Source organism: Pedobacter africanus, from assembly GCF_900176535.1.
In the GTDB taxonomy this organism is placed as follows: Bacteria; Bacteroidota; Bacteroidia; order Sphingobacteriales; family Sphingobacteriaceae; genus Pedobacter; species Pedobacter africanus.
In genome coordinates this window covers 185,249-209,154 of sequence record NZ_FWXT01000001.1, presented here as the reverse complement: position 1 = coordinate 209,154, position 23,906 = coordinate 185,249, and the positions used below count along the sequence as shown (strand labels likewise).

Sequence of the window (23,906 nt, the reverse complement as noted above, 5' to 3'; positions counted from 1 at the left end):
TTGATATGTTGAAATTAGGAATATTAGGCCTGGGAGAAGGCAGAAGCACGATGTCGGCAGCACTGGCAAGTGATAAACTTGAACTGGTTATGGTGTGCGATGCGAATGAGGAAGTATGCAGGCAGCGGGCAAAGGAATTTGATTTTCCGCATTATACCACGAGTTACGACGTTATGCTGAATGATGTTTCAATAGACATCATTGCCATCTATACGCCCGATCATTTGCACGCAGATCATGTTAAACAGGCATTGTTGCATGGAAAGCATGTGGTTTGTACCAAACCTTTTATTGATGATCTGGGCAGGGCGCAGGAATTGCTGGAGGTTTCTGCCAAAAGCGGGAAAAGGGTATTTGTAGGTCAGAGTTCCCGTTTTTTTGAGCCCTATAAAAGGCAGCGTACGGATTATGATGCCGGCATTATAGGCGAACTGATGACAGTAGAATGCCATTATAACGCAGACCACCGTTGGTTCCTGGAAAAGAAATGGGCGCTGGAGCCATCCTTTAAATGGCTGTATGGTGGCTTAAGCCATCCTGTTGATTTTATCCGCTGGTACCTGCCGCAGATAGCCGAAGTGATGGGTTATGGAATGATCAGTGCCAATGGCCGGAAAGCAGGTCTAAAGAACGAGGATACCATGCATTTCATTTTTAAAGCAAGGGATGGCAGGGTAGCGCGGGTAAGCGGTTCCTATACAGGGCCCATCCAGCCAGCCTATCGTGAAAGCGAAATGAGCTGCGTGCTAAGAGGTACAGAAGGTGCCAGTCAGGCCGATTACCACGAGCTGCGCTATGCAGTAACCACAAATACCGGTGAAGAGCAGTTGATCACCTGGGGAGACGCCAAACTGAAACATTTCTTCCGTTTTGAGGGGCAAAGCCACCATGCAGGTGAGTACCAGAATTACCTGGAATATTTTGCGGAAAGCATTGAACATAATACAGTTGCCTATCCTGACCTCAAGGAAGGCTTAGGTACTATTGCTTTACTGCAGGCCATGGACAGGTCGCTGCAAACGGGGCTGCCCGTTAAAATAAACGACATATTAGACGAATACGGCTTGTCATGGGAAATATTGTAGAACGTCTGACCAGTCTGGATTACTTTATTGTAATTGCCTACCTGATCATCCTGATGGTGATCGGTTACAGGGCCAGTTTCTCCAAAAAAAACAGCGAAGGGGAAACACTCTTCCTGGCCAGTAAATCGCTGGGCTGGGCCAGCATAGGCTTTAACATGTGGGGTACCAACGTCGGGCCATCTATGCTGCTGGCTTTTGCCAGCATAGGCTACAGCACAGGTATTGTGGCGGTAAATTTCGATTGGTACGCCTTTGTGTTCCTGTTTTTGCTGGCCATCGTTTTTGCACCTAAATACCTCGCTGCCAAAGTCAGTACGATGCCCGAATTTATGGGTAAGCGTTATGGCAACTCCACCCAGAATATCCTGGCCTGGTATGCGCTGATCAAGATCCTGATTTCCTGGTTGTCGCTTGGCTTGTTTGCAGGGGGCTTTTTAGTCAGGCAGATCCTGGGCATCCCGATGTGGCAGTCGGTCATAGTACTCGTTGCCTTTGCCGGGCTTTTTACTTTTTTTGGTGGATTAAAGGCCATTGCCCGGGTGAATGTGTTCCAGATGATCCTTTTGATTGCCGTGTCACTCGCGCTTACCCTATTGGGATTGTATAAAGTTGGAGGTATTGAGGCACTGTACAGTAAAACCCCTGGTCATTACTGGAACCTGATCCAGCCGGCAAGCGATCCGAAGTACCCCTGGTACGCCATTTTACTGGGTTATCCTGTGGCTGCGGTAGCTTTCTTTTGTACAGACCAGGCTATGGTGCAATCTGTGCTGGGTGCTAAAAACCTTGAACAAGGGCAATTGGGTGTCAGCTTTATCGGCTGGCTCAAGATCCTTTCGCTTCCGCTGTTCATCATCACCGGCGTATTGTGTTTTGTACTCTTTCCGGGATTAAAAGATCCGAATGAAGCCTATATGACCATGGTTACCAATCTGTTTCCTCCGGGAATGAACGGCCTGGTTATCGTGGTACTGATTGCTGTACTGGTAGGCACCATTGGTTCTTCCCTGAATTCTCTGAGTACCGTTTTTACCATGGATGTGTATGTAAAGAACATCAATCCACAGGCCAGCAATAAGCAGATCATCAGGGTGGGCAGGCTTTCGGTTATTGCGGGCTGTGTTTTTGCAGTTATGATGGTGCTGGCCATTGACAACATCAAGGGCTTAAACCTGTTCGACGTATTTCAGTCGGTACTCGGCTTTATTGCGCCTCCTTTGTCCGTAGTTTTCCTGCTTACGGTTTTCTGGAAAAGCACTACGCGCAAGGCGGTAAACTTTACCCTCTCTGCAGGCTCTGCTTTAAGTTTGGGTACAGGGGCAGCCTATCTATGGGTACTTCCTCCGGATAAATATCCCTTCTGGCCGCATTATCTCATTCTTTCCTTTATCATCTTCGTGGGCTTGCTGCTCATTGCGGTACTGATCTCACTGACCGACAGAAACCCTACTGTATATACCATCAATGAACTGGATAAAAGTACAATTGAAAAACCCACAAAACGCGTATGGGTTTCGTGGATTGCCCTTGCGGTAGTAATGATTGCATTGTACCTTTTCTTTAACGGACATTAATTTTATCATTTATGAAATTATCTTTTACAAAATCAGCCATCTTCATCGCACTATTATTTGGTATGAAGGCACAGGCGCAACAGGCTTCCTGGATCTGGTATCCGGGCGATCTGGACATCTGGGTATCCAATAAAATGCAAAACCGCAGAACAGAAAGAGGCGCTTTTTTACCGCCATTCTGGAAAATGGACAGCCATTATGTGCTGGTAGAGTTTCATAAGGAGTTCAATCTGGCCAGTGCCGAAGAAGTGAGCCTGTATGTAGAGGGGCAGTATAACGTAAAGGTAGACGGGCAGGCCTTCCCGGGCTACCCAACAAAAATTACCGTGCCTGCAGGTAAGCATAAACTGAGTTTGAAGGTGTATGGACAGGATAAGGTACCGGCTATATACGTAAAAGGGAAAAACATTGTTTCTGATGGTACCTGGCTGGCCACGTTTGAGGATAAGGAATGGATAGATGCCAGTGGAAAGGCCTCCGACAAGTCGGGCACTACTTATGTGTCTGCAGGTTCATGGAATTTAACCGACCCTTTGCAATTGCCGTCACAGTTTAAACTGTCTACGAAGCCCTTGGAAGCGGCAAAAACCGAACCCTTGGACAAAGGCCTTGTTGCCGATTTTGGCAGGGAAACCTTTGGTTTTATCAAGCTGCATGGTTTAAAAGGCAAGGGCAGGCTTCATATTTATTACGGTGAATCAAGGGAAGAAGCTTTATCGGCAGGTCATTGCGAAACACTGGACCTGCTGGAAATAGACCTGAAAGGAAAAACAGACTCTGTGATTGGTTTGTCAAAGGCCTTTCGCTATGTAAACTGCCAGCCCGAGGGCAATGTAACGCTGGATAAGGTCAGCATGCTGTATGAATATGCTCCGGTCCTGGAAAAAGGAAATTTCCGATGCTCAGACGAGCAGGTCAACAAAATATACGATGTCGCCAGGTATACCTTTCATTTAAACACCCGTGAGTTTTTTATTGATGGGATTAAGCGCGACCGCTGGGTATGGTCGGGAGACGCCTACCAGAGCTACCTGATGAATTATTACTCCTTCAATGAATCGCCAATTGTAAAACGAACCCTGCTGGCCCAGCGGGGCAAAGATCCGGTAACCGCACACATCAATACCATTATGGATTATTCCTTTTACTGGTTCCTGGGTATTTATGATTATTACCAGTACAGCGGCGACCGGAAATTTGTACAGGACGTCTACCCCAGAATGAAAAGTCTGATGGATTATGTGCTGAACAGAAGAAATAAGGACGGCTTGCTGGAATGGATGCCTGGCGACTGGATCTTTATAGACTGGGCCGATAAGCTGAGCAAGGATGGAGAAGTGAGCTTTGAGCAGCTGTTGTTTTGCCGTAGCCTGGAAACCATGGCGCTTTGTGCAGCTATGGCCAATGATACCGAAGCTGCTGCAACGTATAAAAAGCTGGCTGCTGAATTGAAGGACAAGCTCTTTAAATTGTACTGGAATGAAAGTAAGCAAGCGCTGGTGCACAGCAGAATTAACGGACAGCCAACGGATAATGTAACGCGCTATGCCAATATGTTTGGTATATTTTTCGATTATTTTACGCCTCAGCAAAAACAGGGTGTAAAGCAGCATGTACTGATGAACGATAAGATCAATAAGATCACTACACCGTATATGCGTTTTTATGAACTGGAAGCCCTTTGTGCCATGGGCGAACAGTCGTATGTATTGAAGCAGATGAAAGATTACTGGGGCGGTATGCTGGATCTGGGTGCTACTTCCTTCTGGGAGGAATACAATCCTGATAAGAAGGGGGCAGAACACCTGTCTATGTATGGCAGGCCTTTTGGTAAAAGTCTGTGCCATGCCTGGGGCGCCAGTCCTATTTACCTGTTGGGTAAGTATTATCTGGGCATAAAACCACTTACTGCGGGCTATGAAACTTACCTCGTAGAGCCGGCACTGGGTGGACTGGAATGGATGGAAGGCAAGGTACCTACACCTGGGGGAGAAATTTCGCTGTACTGTAGTAAGCAGGAGATCAGGGTCAAATCTGATGGAGGATCGGGTGTACTGAGGTTTAAGAGTACCGTCAAGCCTGTTGTTAAAGGTGGGGCAGCAGTTGAGGTTGGTAAAAGGACTTATGAACTCAAGCTGCAGAAGGGGATAGCTTATAAAGTAAACTATCAGAAGTAATTGAAAAAAATCTTTCTATCTATATTTTGTTAAACTTTTAAAATTTAAATGCTAAGTTGGACAAATATTTAAATATTTGAATTTAATCTATTAATTTAGTCGAGTAATTTAAGGCGATTTAAGTAGGGTTTTATTAAGGGGATATTTTATTAAATTAGTTTCAAAGGGGGACAATGTCTAAAGGCCTGATCAACGAAAAGCATTTAATAACCAGTTTAAACAACGGGGATGAAAGTGCTTTTGTAAAACTTTTCGAAATGTATGCTCCGGTTTTGCAGTCTTTTATGCTGAAATTAAAAGTAGATTCAGAGGACGTCAATGATACTGTGCAACAGACATTTCTTAAAGTTTGGGAAAACAGGGAAAAACTTGATCCCAATGTGCCTTTAAAGAATTACATCATTACCATTGCCAAAAATGACTTGTACAATAAAGTTCAGAGAAGTATAGTAGCAAAGAAACATAACGATTTGCTAGGAAGCCGCCATCAGGTTTTTGAGCCTTCATTCTCCGATCTTACAAAGGTTCTGAATGAAATTCTGGATAGTCTTCCGGAAAAAAGAGCTAAAGTGTTTAAAATGAGTAGGATTGAGGGTTATTCCAACAAAGAAATTGCGCAGGAACTGGGTATATCTAAAAGTACGGTAGAAAATCACATCAATAATTCCTCGGCGATAATTAAAAAATTATTGAAAAACTTCGGGTTTTGGACAACTTCTTTATTTTTTCTTATTTTGCCTTAGGTGTAAATATTCTTTCAACTGTATAGTGTGTAATTAGATTGAAAAGTGAGCAAAAAATTATTAAAACGGTATTTCGAAAAACAATGTTCCGCAGCTGAATCGCAAGCTGTTGAAGAATGGATATTGGATTCGAACAATCGTGCCGATTTTGAGAATTTTTTGGTAAACGAATGGGACGGCCATGTTGATCAACATCTTCGGGATGACGAAACAGTTATGAAAAGCTCTGGCACATTTAAATGGTGGGCAGCCGCTGCAGCAGCAATAGCTGTGGTAGTTGGTTTTTACCATTATAGCAGCGGGCCGGAAAAAACAGAACGAACCACTGTAACAGCTGCAGTTTCTCAACCCGGGCAAGTTGATACCAGCGCCGGAAAAGCCCAGACGCACATTTTTCATTCAGGTATAAACACTAAAACTATTACCAGTTATGAAAGAAAAACCATCAGAAACAAACCAGCTCAAACCCTAGCCAAGATCGATACAGTAAATTTGGAGAAAAAGCCTCTTTTCGTGAAAGCCACTAAGCTAGAGAATTTTATGGTCAACAAGGTAGCACTACGCAAACTGATCAATGACATAGATTCTAACAAGGTGGTCCTGCTGAACCTTGATGTTCATGATATCACTTTTCAACGGCTGGCAGTTTTACTGCGTGAAGAATGTGGAGTGGTATTGGAACCATGTGCCGGAACGGGTGTAGCAGGAATTTCGAAAACTTATACTGCGCGGTTTGAAGCAATTTCCCTTCCTGATTTATTGAATGACATGTCTGAAAAGATGATGTTTTCGTATTCTGTCAAAGACAACAAAGTCAAGATCTGCTTTAATTAAAGACCTTCACTTTTCGTGTTTTAACAACTGGATTTTAGCCCAAAGCTAAATCTGAACTGGATATTTTCAAAAAAATGTCACAGGGCAATCTGCTTATGCCAAAATCTGCCGAAAATATAACCTAAACCACAACATATGAATAAAAATTTTACTTTAAGCGTTAAAAGGGCTATGCTCAGTCTTGCAATTCTCGGACTGGCTACTACGCCGCAACGACTGTATAGTCAGGTGCCGGCAACGCAGTTCCAGGTTGTTTCCAAAATTCTGGGGAGAGTGATCGATGCGAATAAGCAGCCTTTGCCCGGTGTTAAAATTTCTATAAAAGGAAATCAGAAAATTGCAACCTCCACCAACAACTCAGGGGAGTTTATCATTTCACCGGATAAACCGGGGGCAACGCTGCTCATTTCCAGCATTGGATTTAAGAGTCAGGAGATCGTTTTAACTCCGGACACCAAATTGCCGCTGATCATTAGCCTGAAAGAATCTACTGATGAACTGGATGAGGTGATTGTAACCGGTTATACCAAAAGGACTAAAGAGAGTTTTACAGGAAGTGCATCTACTTTTAGCGGAGAGGACTTAAAAAGGGTAGGAAATAAAAATATACTACAGAGCTTACAAAATCTGGACCCTTCTTTTGTACTCACAGAAAACCTGTCGCTAGGCTCTAACCCGAATATACTTCCGGATATACAATTAAGGGGCCAGGCAGGCCTGGACGATGTGCGTGGTGAATATTCTGGAAACCCAAATTTACCATTGTTCATTTTAGATGGCTTTGAATCAAGCCTGCAGAAGATTTATGATCTGGATATGAACCGTGTAGCATCCATAACCATATTGCGTGATGCATCTGCAAAGGCAATTTATGGATCCAAGGCTGCCAATGGCGTATTGGTTATCGAAACGATCGCGCCGAAGGAAGGTAAGCTGCGCATTACCTATAACAACAACTTTAACCTTGAAGTGCCTGATCTTACTTCCTACCACCTGACCAATGCGTCTGAAAAGCTGCAGGTAGAGAAAAATGCTGGAAGGTATACATCCGGCTCACCACTCATCCAGCAATTCCTAACCGAACAGTACAACGCTATAGCAACTGATATTGCACGTGGTGTAAACACCTACTGGCTTTCCAAACCCTTAAGGGTAGGCCTGGGTACCAAGCATGGCTTGTACCTGGAAGGTGGCGACCCAAATATGCGGTATGGGATAGACCTGAATTATAACAATCTGGTGGGTGTAATGAAGGGCTCAAAAAGGGACAACATGGGAGGTTCTGTCAACCTGTCCTACAGAAGCGGAAAACTGATTTTCAGAAATATTCTGAACCTGAATTTCAATAAGTCCGTGAATTCGCCATACGGAAGTTTTGGCGAGTATACCCGTTTAAATCCTTATTGGGCACCGGTCGATGAATTCGGTAGGATCAACAAAGTGCTTGGAGAATTTAAATCAACCCCTTCCGGTGCAACTACATATTATTATAACCCCCTGTATAATGCCACGCTCAATACCAAAGATTTTTCTACCTATACGGAGGTAACTGAAAACTTTTATACAGAATGGCAGGCTTCTAAAGATTTAAGGATCACTGCACGTGTCGGGTTTACACAAAACCGCAATTCCGCTGAAGTTTTTTATCCGGGAGACCATACGCGGTTTACAGAAATGACTGGAGAAAATTTTTACAGAAGGGGCTCCTATACCATGACAGACGGTAAGAGTACGAATTTAAATTCAGATGTTTTCGCTAATTGGACAAAAATGTGGGATAAGCACCTTGTGTTGGTAAACGGAGGCGCCAATATAGGCGCCATACAAGGCTTAACTCATGGCATGGCTGCAGAAGGCTTTTTAAACAACAGGGTTGATTTTATATCTTTTGCCAGTCAATACGCCTTGAATGGTGTACCATCCGGTACAGAGAATGTTCAGCGCGAACTGGGAATCCTGGCTTTTGGAAGTTATGCTTATGACAACCGTTACCTCATAGACGTAAGTGTAAGGAGGAATGCTTCTTCTGTTTTTGGGGCCAACAACCGTTGGGGGACTTTTTGGTCGGTAGGCCTTGGCTGGAACCTGCATAATGAAGGTTTTATCAAAAAGACGGGCCTTTTTGATATGCTGAAATTAAGGGCTTCGAAAGGTTCAACGGGAAGTCAGAATTTCAATCCCTACCAGGCTATGGCAACTTATACTTTGTTTACCAACAGCAACTACGATAACATTTCCGGTACTTATTTAACGGCATTGGCTAACGATAACCTGCGCTGGCAGCAAAAGATTGATAACAATATTGGTGTCGATATCAATATTAAGAAACGTCTGAATGTTCGTTTTGACTATTACCTGAGCAATACCAATAACCTGCTTACTGATCTTACCCTTCCACCATCAACAGGCTACAACAGTTACAAGGAAAACCTGGGTGCATTAAGAAATACCGGTTACGAAGGAACAGTGAGTTACCAGGTGTACCGTAACCCAAAAACCCAGTCATACCTCTCAGTTTTTGGTTCATTGGCCCACAATCAGAACAAAATCACAAAGATCTCTGATGGGCTGAAACAGCTGAATAAAGAACAGGACGAGCGTGCCGGTGCTTCCAACGCTCCGGTTACCCGTTTCGAAGAAGGCCAGTCCCTTTCCTCAATCTGGGCTGTTCCTTCTTTAGGAATAGATCCGGCTACCGGCCGTGAAATGTACCGTGCAAAGGATGGCAGTACAACTTTTGAGTGGAGCCCGAACGATCAGGTGGTGGCTGGGGTTACAGATCCGCAACTGCGTGGCAATTTTGGCCTTAATATGGAGTATCGGGGCTGGGGATTGAGCGCAACTTTCAGGTATACCATCGGAGAAGATTATTACAATGCTACCTTGGCCAACCGGGTAGAAAACGTGAACATTGCAAATAACGTAGATACAAGGGTGTTTAACAATACCTGGCTCAATCCGGGAGATCGGGTGCCGTTTAAAAGGATTTCCGTTAATGCAAGCCAAACCCGCGCTACCACACGTTTAGTTCAGCACAAGAGCGATCTGACCCTTTCTTCTGTAAATGCTTATTACGACTTTAAATGGAAAAACCTGAAGCGCTTCGGGCTTCAAAACCTGAAATGTTCAGTTTTTATGAATGAAGCCTTTGTGCTTTCAACCATTAGAATAGAGCGCGGAACTGATTATCCTTTTGCGCGCAGTTTTTCATTCTCTTTACAAACCACTTTTTAATCTAAGGACATGAATACAAGATTTATATATTTAATATTGCTGTGTTTTGTTTCCGGACTGGTATCGTCCTGCAACAAATGGTTGGATGTGGAGCCCAATTCACAAATTAAATCTTCCGAACTGTTTAAAACAGAATCTGGTTTCAAGGAAGCCCTCGCCGGTATATATACACTGATCACAGATCCGAAATTGTATGGCAAGGAGCTACAATATGGCATGATCGGGGTACTTTCGCACGAATGGTCGGCCTACGCTACGGCTTACAATGAGGACGGGGAGTACGAGTACGGGAGCACTGCGGTGCAGGGCCGCATTAACGATGTATGGCTTGGCCTTTACCAGGCCATTAGCAATGCCAACAACCTACTGGATCAGATTGATGCGAAGCAGCAGGTATTTTCGGGCGATAATTATGCAATCATAAAAGGGGAAACACTGGCATTGAGGGCATTCCTGCATTTTGAGCTGGTCAGACTTTTCGGTGCATCATACCTGATAGATCCGAATAAACCAGCCATCCCTTATGTGTTTCAATATGCAGCAAAACAAACTCCGCAATCTACAGTTAAGGAAACCTATGTTTTCATATTGAAGGATCTGGAGGCAGCTAAAGCATTGCTGAAGGCAGACCCGATCTTTACCGGAAAGGTAATTACTGAGGGAGTAGATAACGGATATCTGATCAACAGGCAGGTACATCTCAATTATTATGCAGTGGAAGCCCTGATGGCCCGTTTGTATTACAATACAGGTGAATATGACAAAGCCCGCACTGCGGCAAATACGGTTATCAATTCAGGTAAGTTCAGTTTTTCAACCCAGGCAAATTTTCTTAACGGTGTTGATTTTACCGGTGCCCCTGAACATATTTTTGGACTCCATATTTTCAATCAGTTCAATTATGCCATACAAAACTTGTCACAGGAGGGTACCAATGTTTTTTCTTTAAACGCAACCACGCTTGGTTCCTATTACGAAAACAATTCCAGCGACTACCGGTTCAGCTATCTTTTTGCTCAGGGAACGGGAAGCAGTGCCAGTAACCGTTACCTCCTCAAATACAGTGAACCTACTACCCAGAATCTATATTACCGGAACAAGAGTGCGCTTGTTAAACTGGCCGAAATGTATTTCATCATTGCCGGCTCAAATCTGGCAGAAGGAAAAGGCATTATAGAGGCATTAAATAAAGTGCGCCAGGCCAGGGGAGTTGCGGCACTGGGTGCAGAGCCTGCAGACCCTACGGCCACCTATCTTACTGAATTCAGGAAGGAGTTTTTTGGCGAGGGACAATTGTTTCATCAATATAAGAGGTTAAACAAGGCAATCATTGCCGGTACGGGCAAAGATCTGGTTGCCATAAAAGCCTACATCCTTCCTTTACCTGTATCTGAATATGATGCGGCCAACCGCAACAGTAACCGTTAAAAAATAAAGAGATGAAAAAAAGATATATGATCCTGCTGTTGTTCATAGCCCTGGCAGGTTGCAAAAGGAACGAATTACAGTATTTCGAAGAAGAAGTTCCATTTTTAAATATCTGGTTAGGTACAAGAGGAAGTGTACTGGACAGTATAACCCATAATTTTGCCTACAGTTCCGGAAACAAAGATTCTATATTGTTTTATTACCGTATTGCGGGTTATCCTGCTAACCAGGACCGGAAATTTGAACTGTCCACTTCCGACAATGATGCCAAACTCCTGAATTTTTCTTTTGGTTCCTATAGCGTGCCTGCCGGAAAATCGGAAGGGAATTTTGTGTTGTATGTAGATAAGCCTATCGACAAGAATTTGTTTCTTAATAAGGACCTGAAAGTTACTTTTCAGGTGAAGTCAACAACTGTATTTCAGCCTGCGGTAAAAGAGCAATCCAGCTTACGTATCATCTTCAAAAATGCTGTTACCAAACCAGATAACTGGGAAAATGCTGCGCTGCCTTACCTGCCGCTACGCAACTTCTTCGGGGTTTACAGCAATGAGAAATACAAATTTGTGATTCAGGTCACAGGCATGTCCAACTTTGCAGTATACAGAACTGTTGCGGTGAACCCTGAACTGGAGCCAAATACGATTACCGAAATTCATGCCAGGGCCTTGCAGAGCCAATGTAAAATAGCATTGGAGAAATACAAGGCCGACAATGGAAAGGATTTACTGGATGAAAATAATATTCCCATTGTATTTCCATAGCGCTATACAAATGAACATGTTCAATCATTAAAACTGCAGAAAAATGAAATTGATAAATAATATAGCCCTATGGGTATTGGGGGCCAGCCTTTTTTGTACTTCCTGTTACAAAGACAAAGGGAATTATGATTATAAACCTTTGGAAGAAGTGCTGATCGACACAGCAAATAGAAACATCAAGGAGTCTTATGCCATATACAGGTACGATGAACTGAACATCGACCCTAAAATTTTTTTTAACGGAGCAGAAATAACCAGCCCAGACCAGGTGAAAGACAAGTTGCAATTTACCTGGGCAATTTATCAGGGTACCTCTGGTGGACAGGTATATTCACGTGATACTTTGTCCAATGAAATCAAATTGCGCAAGCAAATCTCAAAACCGGCCGGAAGGTGGATTGTCGTGCTGGGTGTGAAAAATATGGGCACAAATGTAGAAACCTATATGAAATTTAATGTTCAGGTGGATGAGCAACTTTCGGATGGCTGGATGCTGCTTTATGAAAAAAACGGAAATACCGACGTGGGGCTGATCGTAGACGACTGGACAAAGAAAGGGGTTGTACAAACACGGACTTTTGCCGACATGATTGCTGCTTCCAATGGTGCGGCGCTTTCCGGTGAACCCCGTGCGCTGTTGCATTCTTCAGCACCAATTGCTACAGCAGAAGTACTCATCGCATCTGCACGTGATTTTGTAGCTGTGGAAAAATCGTCTTTCCTGGTTTTTTATCCTATCGATAAATTGTTCTGGAACTATATGCCAGGTGGTGAAATTCAAAGTGTATCGGCCAGTAATGGCCGAAAAGAGGTTGCCATTTATAACAACAGAATACATGCGGCAAATTACAACCAGTCGGGCACCAGCAGGGTGAATTTTTTCGGCTCCCCATACAATGGGAATTATGGAGAACTTGAAAAATGGTCAGCCACGGCATTTGGAGCCAGCTACGAGGCGGTAGTTTATGATAAGACGGCTAAAAAATTCCTGAATGTACCTGCCAGCGGAACAGCGGTGCAGTCATTTGCCACGCAGCTGCAAACTGCGCCTTTTGATGTCAATAATGTTGGGCTGGATGCAGAAGCTTTTGACTGGGGCCGGGGCAATGGTACCCCAGCAGTTGGTTATGAATATAGCATCATGAAAAACAGCACCGACCGCTATCTGCTGGTCAGCAATTTTACCACCGCTGCAGCAAACCAGATTGCAAGCGGTAAATATAATATAACCGGTATTCCAATTGCCACTCCGGTAAGAACACTCGCTGCTGCTTTTGGCGGAAACTATACGCTAATGGGTACTGCCAATGCAGTTTATCTGCACCGTTATATGCAAGGCGGAGCAGCAACGGTAGAATGGAATGCCCCGGTTAACGAGGAAGTAACCTGCGTGCGCCTACAGAAGTTTTACTACAACGCAGCGGTAACAAGCCTGTTATTGCCCCGACCAAATACAGTGGTTTATATAGGTACCTGGAACGGCAGCACCAAAACAGGTAAAGTCTATGCCTATGGCATTGACCCAACCAGCGGCACTATCAGCAAATCTACAGAGCGTGTTTATACGGGATTCGGAAAAATTACCGACATGACCTATAAATGGAGTCTCTAATACATCCAGCATATCTAAGAATAATAAGCATAAATATAAATGAAAAGAAAAATCACATTAACGCTAGCCTTGCTTTGCAGCGTTTTAGCCGTACAGGCCCAAAACTATAGTATTAAAGGGAATTTAGCCGGGCAGGGAAACGAAAAAATCATCCTGCGCGGCACAGAAGGTGCCATTACTGTTGATGCCAGAAACAATGAATTTGAACTGAGCGGACCGGCTGGAGATGAACCTTTTGTAACTTCCATCAATACCAGTGTAGACCGCAACCTGTACCTTGGTGGTGGCAAAACCGGTATGTACCAGCCTGCACCTCCTTTGGATATTGTGCTCAGCAAAGGGGCTAAACTAAGCATTAGCGGTTCGGCCCTTGAGCTGAACCTGGCTTCGGTAACCGGTGATGCACTGAACGATAGTTTTACGCAGTTCCGTAAAGCTGAAGAGCCTTTGATGAAACAAATGGCCAGTTTGCAGAAACAAATGGTGGAATCCCGGATAATGGGGGTTAAAGATGCCATGAACGAGATCGGGCCAAAAATGCTGGAAAACAGAAAAGCAATTATGGACGGCCGTAAAAAGTTCATTAAAGCACATCCTGAAGCTTTTGCCAGTTTGTATTATCTGTCTTTAACCGCAAAGGATTACAGCGCCGCAGAACTGGAAGCTGCCTACAACGGGTTGGCCCCGACGTACAAAAATACACGCTATGCCAAGGGCCTTGCCGAGAAGATCGCTTCTTTGAAGGTGATGAACTCGGGCGGTCCTGCACCAGATTTTACCAAGCCTGATGTAAACGGTAAGCCGGTAAGCCTATCGCAGTTCAGGGGCAAATATGTATTGCTCGATTTCTGGGGAAGCTGGTGCGGCCCTTGCCGTGCGGCAAACCCGCATTTAAAGGAGCTCTACACAAAATATGCAGCAAAGGGTTTTGAGATTCTGGGTGTGGCGAGCGAAAAAGTAAGCGGACAGGCACAGGCCGAAAAAGTCTGGAAGGAAGCTGTTGAAAAAGATGGGCTGACCTGGACGAATGTTTTAAACAATGAAACCGGCATGAAACAGGATGTTGTACAACTCTACAGTATTGATGCGTATCCAACCCAGATACTGCTGGATAAGGAGGGGAAAATCGTAGCCAAATGGGTTGGTTCAGGCGGTAAAGAACTGGATGCTAAACTGAAAACCATTTTTAACAACTAGGATGCAGCAATACCAGCATAAAGCAATATACGTATTGCTTACCATAGCATTACTGTTTTGCGGTGTACCTTTAAAAGCGCAAACCGCTAAAACACTGAGCATAAAAGGTAAGGTCACATTTTTAAATCCCGATATATTTAAGAAATATAACCTGGTATGGCTGTACAAGGGGATAGGTAAAGGTAAAAAACTGGTCGATTCTGTTAAGGTAAACGCAGACGGCACTTTTAGCCTGACAGTAAAACCAAAGGCTTCCGGCCTGTATCAGCTGGATATTTTGAAATGGCAGACCGCGACTTTCTGGTCAGATCAAAATGTAAGCATTAGCGCCCGCGGATACGATACTGCGCGTACCAAGGCTAAAAACTCCGGTTTTGTGTTGGTGCAAAGTCAATCGTCCCGCACACAGCTGATTCAGACTGCCATACATCAGAAGTATATGGCAGACCAGGAAATGGAACTGCTTACCGGAGAAATGCTTGCAGCAAGAAATTTTATGAAAAAGGATACCACATGGTATAATTACCTGCGGTCAAATGGGCTGATTATGCAGAAAGCGAAATTTGAGCTGCAGCGGCTTAAACAGCTCATAGGTGCCAATTCAACCAATCCGGCGCTGGTGTATTTGTTAAACATGCTGCCCGCTGATAAAGAAGCTGATTTTTTTTCCGCAGAATTGGCCAGACTTATTGTACAGTACCCTCACCTGGAGGAGGCCAGGCAGTTAAAAAAGGAATTTATGGAGCAGAATGCCATTAAAAACGCCTTAAAGAAGGGGAGTGTAATACCCCAGATTGTTTACAGTGACCCCTCAGGCAAAAAAGTGGACATCAGTGGTTTTAAAGGCAAATACGTATTGATCGATTTCTGGGCAAGCTGGTGTGGCCCCTGCCGAAAAGCAATCCCCGAAATAAAGGAGTTGTATGAGCAGTATAAGACCAAAGGCTTTGATGTGCTGAGTGTATCTGTAGATACCGATATCGCGGCCTGGAAAAAAGCCATGGCAGAAGAAAACATGCCCTGGACGCAGGTGTTGAGCCCGGATAAAAACAAAACCCTGGCTGATTTTATGATTGTGGGCATCCCAACGCTCTATCTGATAGACAGGGAAGGAAAAATAGTAGAGAAGTACACCGGATTTAGTGCCGGACTGAAAAGCCAGTTGCAAGCAATATTTGGTACATTGTAACCGCTGTTAGTCTGCTCCTGGCATTGTACAACACCCGTACTTACACCACCCATCTTCCCCCTTTGCTCGGAGATTATGCTGCCTTTGCTCCAAAAAAGTACCTTTTTCCGAAGCAAAGGCAGAACCAGCGCATAACCATGGCCCTGTCAGCCCCATACCAGGCCAATGCAAGGCGTTTACCAGGGCCATTCAGTTTGCATCAATAAAAAAGGGGCTGCAAATATTGCAGCCCCTTTTTTATTGATAAATTCAAAAGAATATTAAATGCCTTTTTTCATTTTGTCTAATGTAGCCTGATACTCACCTTTTTTATCAGCAGGAACCAGATCTACTGCTTTCTGTTGCATAGCGATTGCTTCATTTTTCTTACCTGATTTATGAAGCAGGTTGGCGTAGGTATCTAAAAACATAGGCTCTTTCTCTTTCGTTTCATCCACACTACGTTTGCTCCATACCAATGCTGAGGCAACGCAATCCGGATCTTTGCAGTTCTCAAAAACAGCCCATGCAAAGTTATTTAGCATTTCGGCATTTACTTCTGTACCATATTTTTTCATATAGGCCATTACAGCAGGCTGAAATTTATCCCATTTTTTTGTGCCCTGATAAAACTGAACCTTCAGGAGATCGGTAGATTTTGTGATATCAACTGTAGGATATTTGGCTGTAGCTGCTGCAATTAATGAATCAATATTCGCAGTTGGCTTTCTTAAGCCCGGATAAATGTTCTCCTTAAGGATGACACCGCCCAGGATTTCATTTGATTTACCTTTTCCAAGTACAGCATCTACTTTCTTAGGATCTTTCATGATCAGTTCAAAGCCTTTGCTTTTGCTGTCTTTGATGTACTTGCTCAAAAACTCCAGGTTGGCCTTCGTATACAGGTCTTTCTGTGTAGCCAGGTAAGCAGCTGCATATTTCGAAGCATTTTCTTCATCGTAAGCATCTTCTGCAACGGCAACAAGTTTTTTCAGGTCTTCCGGGGAAGGTTTACCTTTATCGTATTTTTTCAGCATGGTGTAATACTGCGTCTCAGGGTTCAGGGCCTTTTGTGCTTTGGCAATAAATCCATCTGCATCACCACCGCCAACAATTCTGTGTACCAGTTCACCTTGTGGCGAGAAGATCAGGAAAGTAGGATAAGCCCTTACGTTGTACTCCTTACTCATAGCCTCTGCATCGGCATACCAGCTTTTTACTTCTTCGCTGTCATTCTTGGTTTTATCGAACTGAACTTTTACGTTTACAAAGTTCTTGTTAAAGAAATCACCCACTTTTTCCTGAGGAAAAATGGTACTGGTCATGTATTTACAAGGACCGCACCAGGTCGTAAAACAATCCACAAAAAGATATTTGTTCTCTTTTTTGGCTTTTTCTTTTACCTGTTGCCAGGATAGTCCATGTTCAAAATGGGTTCCTTTATCCTGCGCCAGTCCCAAAAACGGGAGGAGCATAAATAATAAAATTAATTTTTTCATTGAAATGTGATTTATAAGTTAGTTGTAAAGTTAGCTGAAGATACGCAATTATATTGTCTGGACGATAAAATTGGTGGTTTTAACATATTTTTAACAGGATGGCCTTCGTGTAATTAGGTTTAAAGAGATTAATGGCCTGAAATAAAAAAAGGTGCCTGAGCCCCTCAACTCAGACACCAACCCTTATATTAAAACTATGAAAAAATTCGAATTGATAGTTTAAAGGTACATAGCGGATAATGCTATCCAAATGGAGGATAGGCAGAAAGGCAAATGCTGTAGTTAAACGGGCAATATAGCCAGATGTAACCAGGATTGTTTCTTAACTTAGAAAATCTATTTTCCTCTATTGTCGGCCGGCAGGTTTTTAACAAAAATTTCCTGCTGGGCAAAGGGAATAACTATGCCTTCTGCTTTAAAGGCGGTAGTAATCCTGGATATCAGATCGCTTCTCAAAGCAAAATATTCCTTAATGTTCCTGACCCAGTAAATCACTTCTATTTCTACGGCATTGTCACCAAATTCCTTGAAAAAAGCATCGGGTGCAGGGAAATGGAGGATTCTTTCATCATCCTGCAAGATCTGTTTGAGCTGGTTGCGGACGTTTTCAAGGTCACTGTCGTAAGCTACACCCACCATGAGACTACATTTTTTGACATTTCTGCTCATGCTGTAATTGATAAGCTGGTTGCTCAGCAGCTCGCCATTGGGTATAATTACATTGGGACCATCAGAACTTGTAACTATACTGCTCCTGAAACCGATAGATTTCATGGTGGCAATTTTTCCGTTGATCTCTATGATGTCACCCACATTTACAGGTCTTTCGAAGGAGATGATCAGTCCGCTAATCAGGTTGTTGACGAGCCCCTGCAGCCCCAAACCTACACCAACGCCCAGCGCCCCCAGTACAATTGCAAATTTATCCAGCGGGATACCTGCAGCTGCAAAAGCAAAGAAAAGGCCTATGGTAATGATGAATATCCTGACTATGAGCAACCAGCTGCCAAGCGGTTTTTTAGGTTTTTCTCCGGATTGATGAAAAGAATCGGGTTCCGTAGCAAAATACGATACCAGTCTGGAGAGTACAAAGGAACAAAACAGGATCAGGATGAAGACCAGCAGGCCCATAATGGAAAAGCTGTAGCTGCCAATTGTCCTGTCGGAAGTTAAGAAATCAATAACGGGAACAGAAAAACGTTTAAAGCTATAAAAGTTGCGCGCCACCAGCGTAATCCATCCCAAAACAAATACCAGGTACAATGGCCAGGGCGTGTTTTCGCCTACGCGCTCAAAATTTACATAGAATAACTGAGCACTGGGTTGTTTATAGGCTTTGAAGGCCAGTGTAAGGCCCTGGTTAATGAGACGGATGACCCATAAAAAAACAATTGCGGTAACCACACCGATATATCCGCTTATCAACAGCGTTTTCGAAATGTTGAAACGCCCGAAAAGATTAAACAGTATAGCGCTTACCTGCAGAATGAGCAGGAAGATAATGGCATATTTTATTTTTTTCTCCCTGAGTTCAATCCTGTGAACGGTAGTAAGGATAAAAGCTGCATAAATGCTGCCACCGACAGCAAGTGCAAGCATCAGGTAACGCTCTGGTCTGGAGGCCTGTAAAATGAAGTTTTCGGCACTTGCCAGCATAAAGAGCAGCACAATTACTGTCCAGAAACGCTGCCAGTAAGGACTGATGTGCTGATAGAAAATGAACCACAGGCATAGGGCTGAAACCAACCAAAGCACAGTATTGAATATAAAAGGCGGTGAAGGAAAGATGAACTGAAAGATTGAAATGACGATAAGAATTGCGGATAACAAAGGGTACCGTACAACCAGCTGTTCATTATAATCCTGATTTAATAATGATTCCTGTTGGAGCTGGCGTTTAAGCGAGCGCAGGAAATACCAGGAGCAAAAGATCAGTGCAAAGAGGAGCAGTAAGGAAAGCAAATGGTTTTCCACATAAAACCTGAGCATCATACTTTCCTTGGCAATGGAAAAAGCGAGTATTTCAGCAAAAGGTCTGGATTTTGAGGGTGGGGTCCAGAGATAGGGAAATTCCTGGTTAAAGGTCTGAGCTGACAGCCTGGAACTGTAAATGTCAATATCGCCCTGTGCAGAACGCAGCTCATAAGCCATAAGGTCTGTTCTTAACTGTAGTTCTTCCAGGCTGGCTGTTGCTTTTTCAAGGGCAGAATCCACCGGGGCCATTTCTTTGGCCGTTACATACATCCTTTTTACATACTTGATCAATCCTGCTGAATCTGAAGGCAAGGCATAAACAGAGGGATCGTTTGAAAGCGAATCTATTTTCAGCTTTATGGTTGTAAGCTTAGCTGCATAGGCATCGAGCAATTGTTTTTGTCTGGCCAGTCTGGCAGAAAGCTCAGTGAGTACTGCGGCAGATACCGTAAGGTTGCGCTGGGTCTGGTTGCTGCCGGGATTGATCCAGATGCCATCCTTTACAATTTCGAGCGAATTTTTAGTATCCCTAAGAAACTGGTTCAGGTAATTGGTATCTATAGCTTTTTTGAGCAGCAGTTTGGCCTGCTGGTTCAGGTTGCGGGCATAGCCAAGCATGATCCGCTGCCTGTTGGCCATTCTCTCTTCACTGAATTCCTGCCGGCTTTTAATGGCACCGTCGGTAGCAATTTTTTTTAATTGTTTTACCAGTGGGGATTCCTGGGCTTTCTTTTGCAGGACAGTATCCTGCTGTGCGGCAAGATGGCTGGAGATCGCTAAAAGAACGAGCAAAAGAAAAAGATATTTCATAGAGGGAAATTTACCCTTAAGTTAAGTAAATAAATTGAATTACAAGGCAGGTACTCCAATGCGCTCTTCGATCTTTTTGGCCGATTTAATGGCCTCTGCCAGGATATCCTCATTATCTATATCCTTATTGGTATTTAAAGCGGTGAGGCTGGATACGGTTAGGCAAGCGATGACGCCGGTGCTGCCCCGGCCGATAGGAACGGAAACATCTATTACCCCGGCTGCCAGATCACTGGTCCTGACGTAAGCGCCCTTTTTCTGTATCTCTTTTAATGAGCTCAGGAACTTTTTCTTATCCTTATCGGCGTAGCTGTTGTATATACTGTTGCCGTTCAATACAATTTCTCGCTCAGCATCGGGCATGTAAGCCAGTAACACCTTTCCTGAAGCGGTTAATGGAAGAGGGAATAAGTTCCCCTCTTCTATGGAAAGGGCTATAGGGCCCGGACTTTTGGCGTGGATAATGACCATCAACTGGTTCATGTACAGAATGCTGAGGTGACAGGACTGCCTCACGGTGTTGGCCAGTTCTTCCAGCGGGTGCTGTGCAGCTTTACGAAGTTCGTCTACAGGAGAATGGCGGTGCGATAGGTAAAACAATTTTAAAGACAGCCTGTACTTCCCAGAAACCTCATCCCTTAAAATATAGCCCCGGCCTTCCAGGCTCATCAGCATGCGATAAATCTCGTTCGGACTTTTATCTATACCTGTGGCAATCTCTGTTTGCGAAAGTGGGATAGATTGAGCAGACAAATATTCGAGAATATCCAGCCCTTTATCCAGTGCCGGTGCCTGGTATTTCATTTCCTTTTCTTTCATAAAATTAGCTCATGATTGGTTTCGTTAACAAACATACTAAATGCTTTTTAATGCTTCTCCTCTAAAATAGGCATAAAAGTTACCTAAATATATGTTTTCATATTTGAAATAAATATTTATATTTGAATTATCAACCATTTATAAACCGATGTGCTGTTATACATCCCACTAAAAAGCTAATTTAGTTTTAACAGACATTAACCTTATAAACAGCATGAGCAAACTACTGTATTTCCTTGGTTTATTTTTTGCAGCATTCCCGGTTTTAGCACAGCCGCGTGTTTCCGCATTGCGTTGCGAATACAGGGTAAATCCTTTAGGTGTGGAATCTTTATCGCCAGCATTGGCCTGGAAGATCAATGCTGAAGGTAGAAATGTGAAACAAACCGCTTACCAGGTGCTGGTAGCAGATGATGCGGCCGTGCTCGCAAAGCATGTCGGCAACATCTGGGACTCTGGAAAAGTAAGCAGTAGTCAGTCTGTCCAGTTGCCTTACAAAGGTAAGACACTGCAATCGGGCCGTACTTATTACTGGAAGGTAAAAATATGGGATAATAAAGGCAATGCGTCTGCCTGGTCTGAACAGGCCAACTGGCAAATGGGCCTTTTGAGTAAGGCCGACTGGAAAAATGCGAAATGGATTGCTTACGAAAAAATGCCGGATTCTTTGGTCAGCATACTGCCATTGGATACCAGGAAGGATAAGCCTTTGGCTGCCAATGTACTGCCCTTGCTGCGCAAGGAATTTAAGGTTGCCAAAGCTGTTAAAAGTGCAACTTTATATTTATCCGGACTGGGGCATTTTGAACTGCATTGCAACGGTGCCAAAGTGGAAGACCATTTTCTTGATCCGGGATGGACGAAATACGATAAGGAAGCATTATATGTAACTTTTGATCTGACAAATAAGTTGAACAGGGGAGCGAATGTGCTGGGGGTAATGCTGGGTAATGGGTTTTATTATGTTCCCCCCATTAAGGGACGCTATAAAAAACTAAGGTCTTCTTTTGGTTATCCAAAAATGATCTGCCGTCTGGCCATAAGCTATATTGATGGAAGCAAGGAAGACATTGTGAGTGATGAAGGCTGGAAAACGGCCGCATCCCCAATTACTTTTTCAAGCATTTATGGCGGTGAAGATTATGATGCCCGCCTGGAGCAGAAGGGTTGGGATAAACCAGGCTTTTACGATAAACACTGGAAAAAGGCCTTGCCCGTTGCCGGACCCTCGCTGAGTGCACAAAAAGCAGAACCGGTAAAACTATTTGATCAGTTTAAACCCAGGTCCATACGGTCTGTTACAGGGGGCGAATGGGTTTACGATCTTGGGCAGAATGCCTCTGGAATTATCGAATTGTGGGTAAAAGGCAAAAAAGGAGATACCATAAGGATCAGTCCGGCCGAACTGCTCACAGAGGATGGTACTGTAAACCAGAAACCTACCGGTAGTCCAACTTATTTTCAATATATTCTGAAAGGCGAAGGAACGGAAACCTGGAGGCCGCGTTTCATGTATACAGGGTTCAGGTACCTCCAGGTGAAGGGCGGGGTTCCTGAAGGCGCACCTAATTTGCAGAGTAAGGCACTTTTGATTCATTTAAGTGCATTTCATGTACGTAATGCTGCGGCCACAGCAGGTTCATTTAAAAGTTCCAGCGACTTGTTCAATAAAACCAATGAGTTGGTGAACTGGGGCATCAAAAGCAATATGGTAAGCGTTTTTACCGATTGCCCGCATCGCGAAAAGCTGGGCTGGCTGGAACAGTTGCACCTGATGGGCAGTTCCGTACGTTACAATTACGATGCAGCACCACTGTTTAAGAAGGCGTTGCAGGATATGCGGAACTCACAGACCGAAGAAGGGCTGGTACCCGAAATATCTCCGGAATATGTAAAGTTTGAGTATGGGAACGGGATGTTCCGCGACTCGCCGGAATGGGGCAGCAGCAGCATCCTCTTGCCCTGGTATTTATATGAATGGTATGGAGAAACGCAGGCGCTGACCGAAAATTACGACATGATGCAACATTACATCAGTTACCTGGGTACAAAAGCAAAAAACAATATACTGTCGCAGGGGCTTGGCGACTGGTATGATCTTGGGCCTAAGCATCCGGGAGTATCCCAGCTGACCCCCATGGGCGTAACCGGAACGGCCATTTATTATTACGACCTGAAAATCATGGCGAAAATAGCTGAAATGCTGGGCAAAGCGGCAGATGCAGCAAAGTACAGGCAGCTGGCCGTTGAAGTACGCCGTTCGTTTAACGATGCTTTCTTTAATAAAGCGACTATGCAATATGCCAGCGGAAGCCAGACGGCCAATGCAATGGCGGTATATATGCAGCTGGTTGAGCCTGAGTATAAGGATGCAGTGGTAGCGCGTCTGGTTAAAGACATCAGGACCACGAATAACAGTCTTACGGCCGGCGATATTGGTTACCGTTATGTGCTGCGGGTTTTGGAAGAGGAAGGTCGGTCAGATGTGATATTTGACATGAACAGCCGGAGTGATGTACCCGGATATGGTTACCAGTTGGCCCAGGGAGCAACTGCACTTACAGAATCCTGGGCTGCATTGCCTACGGTTTCCAATAATCATTTTATGTTAGGGCATATCATGGAGTGGTTTTATAGCGGACTTGCCGGGATCAGACAGGAGCCGGGCAGCGTAGCTTTTAATCACATACGGATCTATCCAGAACCAGTTGGTGACTTACACAGTGTCAGTGGAAATTATGGGTCGCCCTATGGAATGATCTCGAGCAGCTGGAAAAAAACGGCCCAGGGATTTGAGCTTAGTGTTGCTGTTCCGCCAAATGCCCATGCTTCGGTTTACCTGCCTGCGACTGAAAGCAGTGTAATTACCGAAGGGGGAAGTGATATAAAAGGCCAAGCCGACATTAAAACGTTAGGTTTTGAAAAAGGCCGGCGAATTTTAGAGATTGGTTCGGGCCATTATAAATTTAACGTACAAGCACATTAAAC

General features: G+C 44.0%; 15 protein-coding genes. 12 read left to right on the top strand and 3 right to left on the bottom strand.

The annotated features are described in order from the left end of the window. Window positions 1–5: 5 nt before the first annotated feature. The 11 genes from B9A91_RS00720 (at window position 6) to B9A91_RS00670 (ending at window position 15,837) form a co-directional block, all read left to right on the top strand. Window positions 6–1,085 carry a Gfo/Idh/MocA family protein gene (locus tag B9A91_RS00720; RefSeq protein WP_084236450.1) on the top strand — a complete coding sequence of 360 codons (1,080 nt, stop codon included), beginning with the start codon at window positions 6–8 and terminating at the stop codon, window positions 1,083–1,085. Next, window positions 1,070–2,659 (top strand): sodium:solute symporter family transporter, encoded by a 1,590-nt coding sequence (locus tag B9A91_RS00715; protein ID WP_084236447.1) that lies wholly within the window; start codon window positions 1,070–1,072, stop codon window positions 2,657–2,659. The genes B9A91_RS00720 and B9A91_RS00715 overlap by 16 nt, the downstream gene beginning before the upstream one ends. Before the next feature lie 11 nt (window positions 2,660–2,670). After that, window positions 2,671–4,836, top strand: coding sequence for an alpha-L-rhamnosidase-related protein (locus B9A91_RS00710; RefSeq protein WP_084236445.1), 2,166 nt, complete (start codon window positions 2,671–2,673; stop codon window positions 4,834–4,836). A 173-nt stretch (window positions 4,837–5,009) separates the two neighbouring features. After that, window positions 5,010–5,579: a sigma-70 family RNA polymerase sigma factor gene (locus tag B9A91_RS00705; protein WP_084236443.1), complete on the top strand. Its 570-nt coding sequence runs from the start codon at window positions 5,010–5,012 to the stop codon at window positions 5,577–5,579. Window positions 5,580–5,624: 45 nt separating this feature from the next. Next, the gene (locus tag B9A91_RS00700) at window positions 5,625–6,413 is read left to right on the top strand and encodes a hypothetical protein (protein ID WP_084236441.1); all 789 of its coding nucleotides are present in this window, start codon (window positions 5,625–5,627) and stop codon (window positions 6,411–6,413) included. 135 nt (window positions 6,414–6,548) lie between these two features. Beyond that, window positions 6,549–9,647, top strand: coding sequence for a SusC/RagA family TonB-linked outer membrane protein (locus B9A91_RS00695; RefSeq protein WP_084236439.1), 3,099 nt, complete (start codon window positions 6,549–6,551; stop codon window positions 9,645–9,647). 9 nt (window positions 9,648–9,656) lie between these two features. Beyond that, window positions 9,657–11,075, top strand: coding sequence for a RagB/SusD family nutrient uptake outer membrane protein (locus tag B9A91_RS00690; protein WP_084236437.1), 1,419 nt, complete (start codon window positions 9,657–9,659; stop codon window positions 11,073–11,075). An 11-nt stretch (window positions 11,076–11,086) separates the two neighbouring features. Next, window positions 11,087–11,839 (top strand): DUF4843 domain-containing protein, encoded by a 753-nt coding sequence (locus B9A91_RS00685; RefSeq protein WP_084236435.1) that lies wholly within the window; start codon window positions 11,087–11,089, stop codon window positions 11,837–11,839. Between the two features lie 43 nt (window positions 11,840–11,882). Then, window positions 11,883–13,451, top strand: a complete 1,569-nt coding sequence (locus B9A91_RS00680; protein WP_084236433.1) for a PKD-like family lipoprotein — start codon at window positions 11,883–11,885, stop codon at window positions 13,449–13,451. Between the two features lie 39 nt (window positions 13,452–13,490). Then, a complete protein-coding gene (locus B9A91_RS00675) occupies window positions 13,491–14,648 on the top strand; it encodes a peroxiredoxin family protein (protein WP_084236431.1) in 1,158 nt (385 codons plus the stop codon). Window position 14,649: 1 nt separating this feature from the next. Then, entirely contained in the window at window positions 14,650–15,837 is a 1,188-nt protein-coding gene (locus B9A91_RS00670; protein ID WP_084236430.1) for a TlpA family protein disulfide reductase, read from the top strand. 260 nt (window positions 15,838–16,097) lie between these two features. Here the strand turns inward: B9A91_RS00670 and B9A91_RS00660 are convergent, their stop codons facing one another. The 3 genes from B9A91_RS00660 to B9A91_RS00650 form a co-directional block, all read right to left on the bottom strand. Next, complete coding sequence (locus B9A91_RS00660) at window positions 16,098–17,315, bottom strand: thioredoxin fold domain-containing protein (protein ID WP_084236426.1); 1,218 nt, start codon at window positions 17,313–17,315, stop codon at window positions 16,098–16,100. A 336-nt stretch (window positions 17,316–17,651) separates the two neighbouring features. Further along, a complete protein-coding gene (locus B9A91_RS00655; RefSeq protein ID WP_084236424.1) occupies window positions 17,652–20,099 on the bottom strand; it encodes a mechanosensitive ion channel family protein in 2,448 nt (815 codons plus the stop codon). Between the two features lie 39 nt (window positions 20,100–20,138). Further along, window positions 20,139–20,918 carry an IclR family transcriptional regulator gene (locus B9A91_RS00650; protein WP_084236422.1) on the bottom strand — a complete coding sequence of 260 codons (780 nt, stop codon included), beginning with the start codon at window positions 20,916–20,918 and terminating at the stop codon, window positions 20,139–20,141. 214 nt (window positions 20,919–21,132) lie between these two features. Here B9A91_RS00650 and B9A91_RS00645 point away from each other — a divergent pair, with 214 nt between their 5' ends. After that, window positions 21,133–23,904, top strand: a complete 2,772-nt coding sequence (locus B9A91_RS00645; protein WP_084236420.1) for a family 78 glycoside hydrolase catalytic domain — start codon at window positions 21,133–21,135, stop codon at window positions 23,902–23,904. Window positions 23,905–23,906: the final 2 nt, after the last annotated feature.

What these genes read in the sequence shown, in the direction of transcription:
- B9A91_RS00720 (WP_084236450.1), top strand. Translation starts at nt 6, where the DNA reads ATGTTGAAATTAGGAATATTAGGCCTGGGAGAAGGCAGAAGCACGATG.
- B9A91_RS00715 (WP_084236447.1), top strand. Translation starts at nt 1,070, where the DNA reads ATGGGAAATATTGTAGAACGTCTGACCAGTCTGGATTACTTTATTGTA.
- B9A91_RS00710 (WP_084236445.1), top strand. Translation starts at nt 2,671, where the DNA reads ATGAAATTATCTTTTACAAAATCAGCCATCTTCATCGCACTATTATTT.
- B9A91_RS00705 (WP_084236443.1), top strand. Translation starts at nt 5,010, where the DNA reads ATGTCTAAAGGCCTGATCAACGAAAAGCATTTAATAACCAGTTTAAAC.
- B9A91_RS00695 (WP_084236439.1), top strand. Translation starts at nt 6,549, where the DNA reads ATGAATAAAAATTTTACTTTAAGCGTTAAAAGGGCTATGCTCAGTCTT.
- B9A91_RS00690 (WP_084236437.1), top strand. Translation starts at nt 9,657, where the DNA reads ATGAATACAAGATTTATATATTTAATATTGCTGTGTTTTGTTTCCGGA.
- B9A91_RS00685 (WP_084236435.1), top strand. Translation starts at nt 11,087, where the DNA reads ATGAAAAAAAGATATATGATCCTGCTGTTGTTCATAGCCCTGGCAGGT.
- B9A91_RS00680 (WP_084236433.1), top strand. Translation starts at nt 11,883, where the DNA reads ATGAAATTGATAAATAATATAGCCCTATGGGTATTGGGGGCCAGCCTT.
- B9A91_RS00675 (WP_084236431.1), top strand. Translation starts at nt 13,491, where the DNA reads ATGAAAAGAAAAATCACATTAACGCTAGCCTTGCTTTGCAGCGTTTTA.
- B9A91_RS00670 (WP_084236430.1), top strand. Translation starts at nt 14,650, where the DNA reads ATGCAGCAATACCAGCATAAAGCAATATACGTATTGCTTACCATAGCA.
- B9A91_RS00660 (WP_084236426.1), bottom strand. Translation starts at nt 17,315, where the DNA reads ATGAAAAAATTAATTTTATTATTTATGCTCCTCCCGTTTTTGGGACTG.
- B9A91_RS00655 (WP_084236424.1), bottom strand. Translation starts at nt 20,099, where the DNA reads ATGAAATATCTTTTTCTTTTGCTCGTTCTTTTAGCGATCTCCAGCCAT.
- B9A91_RS00650 (WP_084236422.1), bottom strand. Translation starts at nt 20,918, where the DNA reads ATGAAAGAAAAGGAAATGAAATACCAGGCACCGGCACTGGATAAAGGG.
- B9A91_RS00645 (WP_084236420.1), top strand. Translation starts at nt 21,133, where the DNA reads ATGAGCAAACTACTGTATTTCCTTGGTTTATTTTTTGCAGCATTCCCG.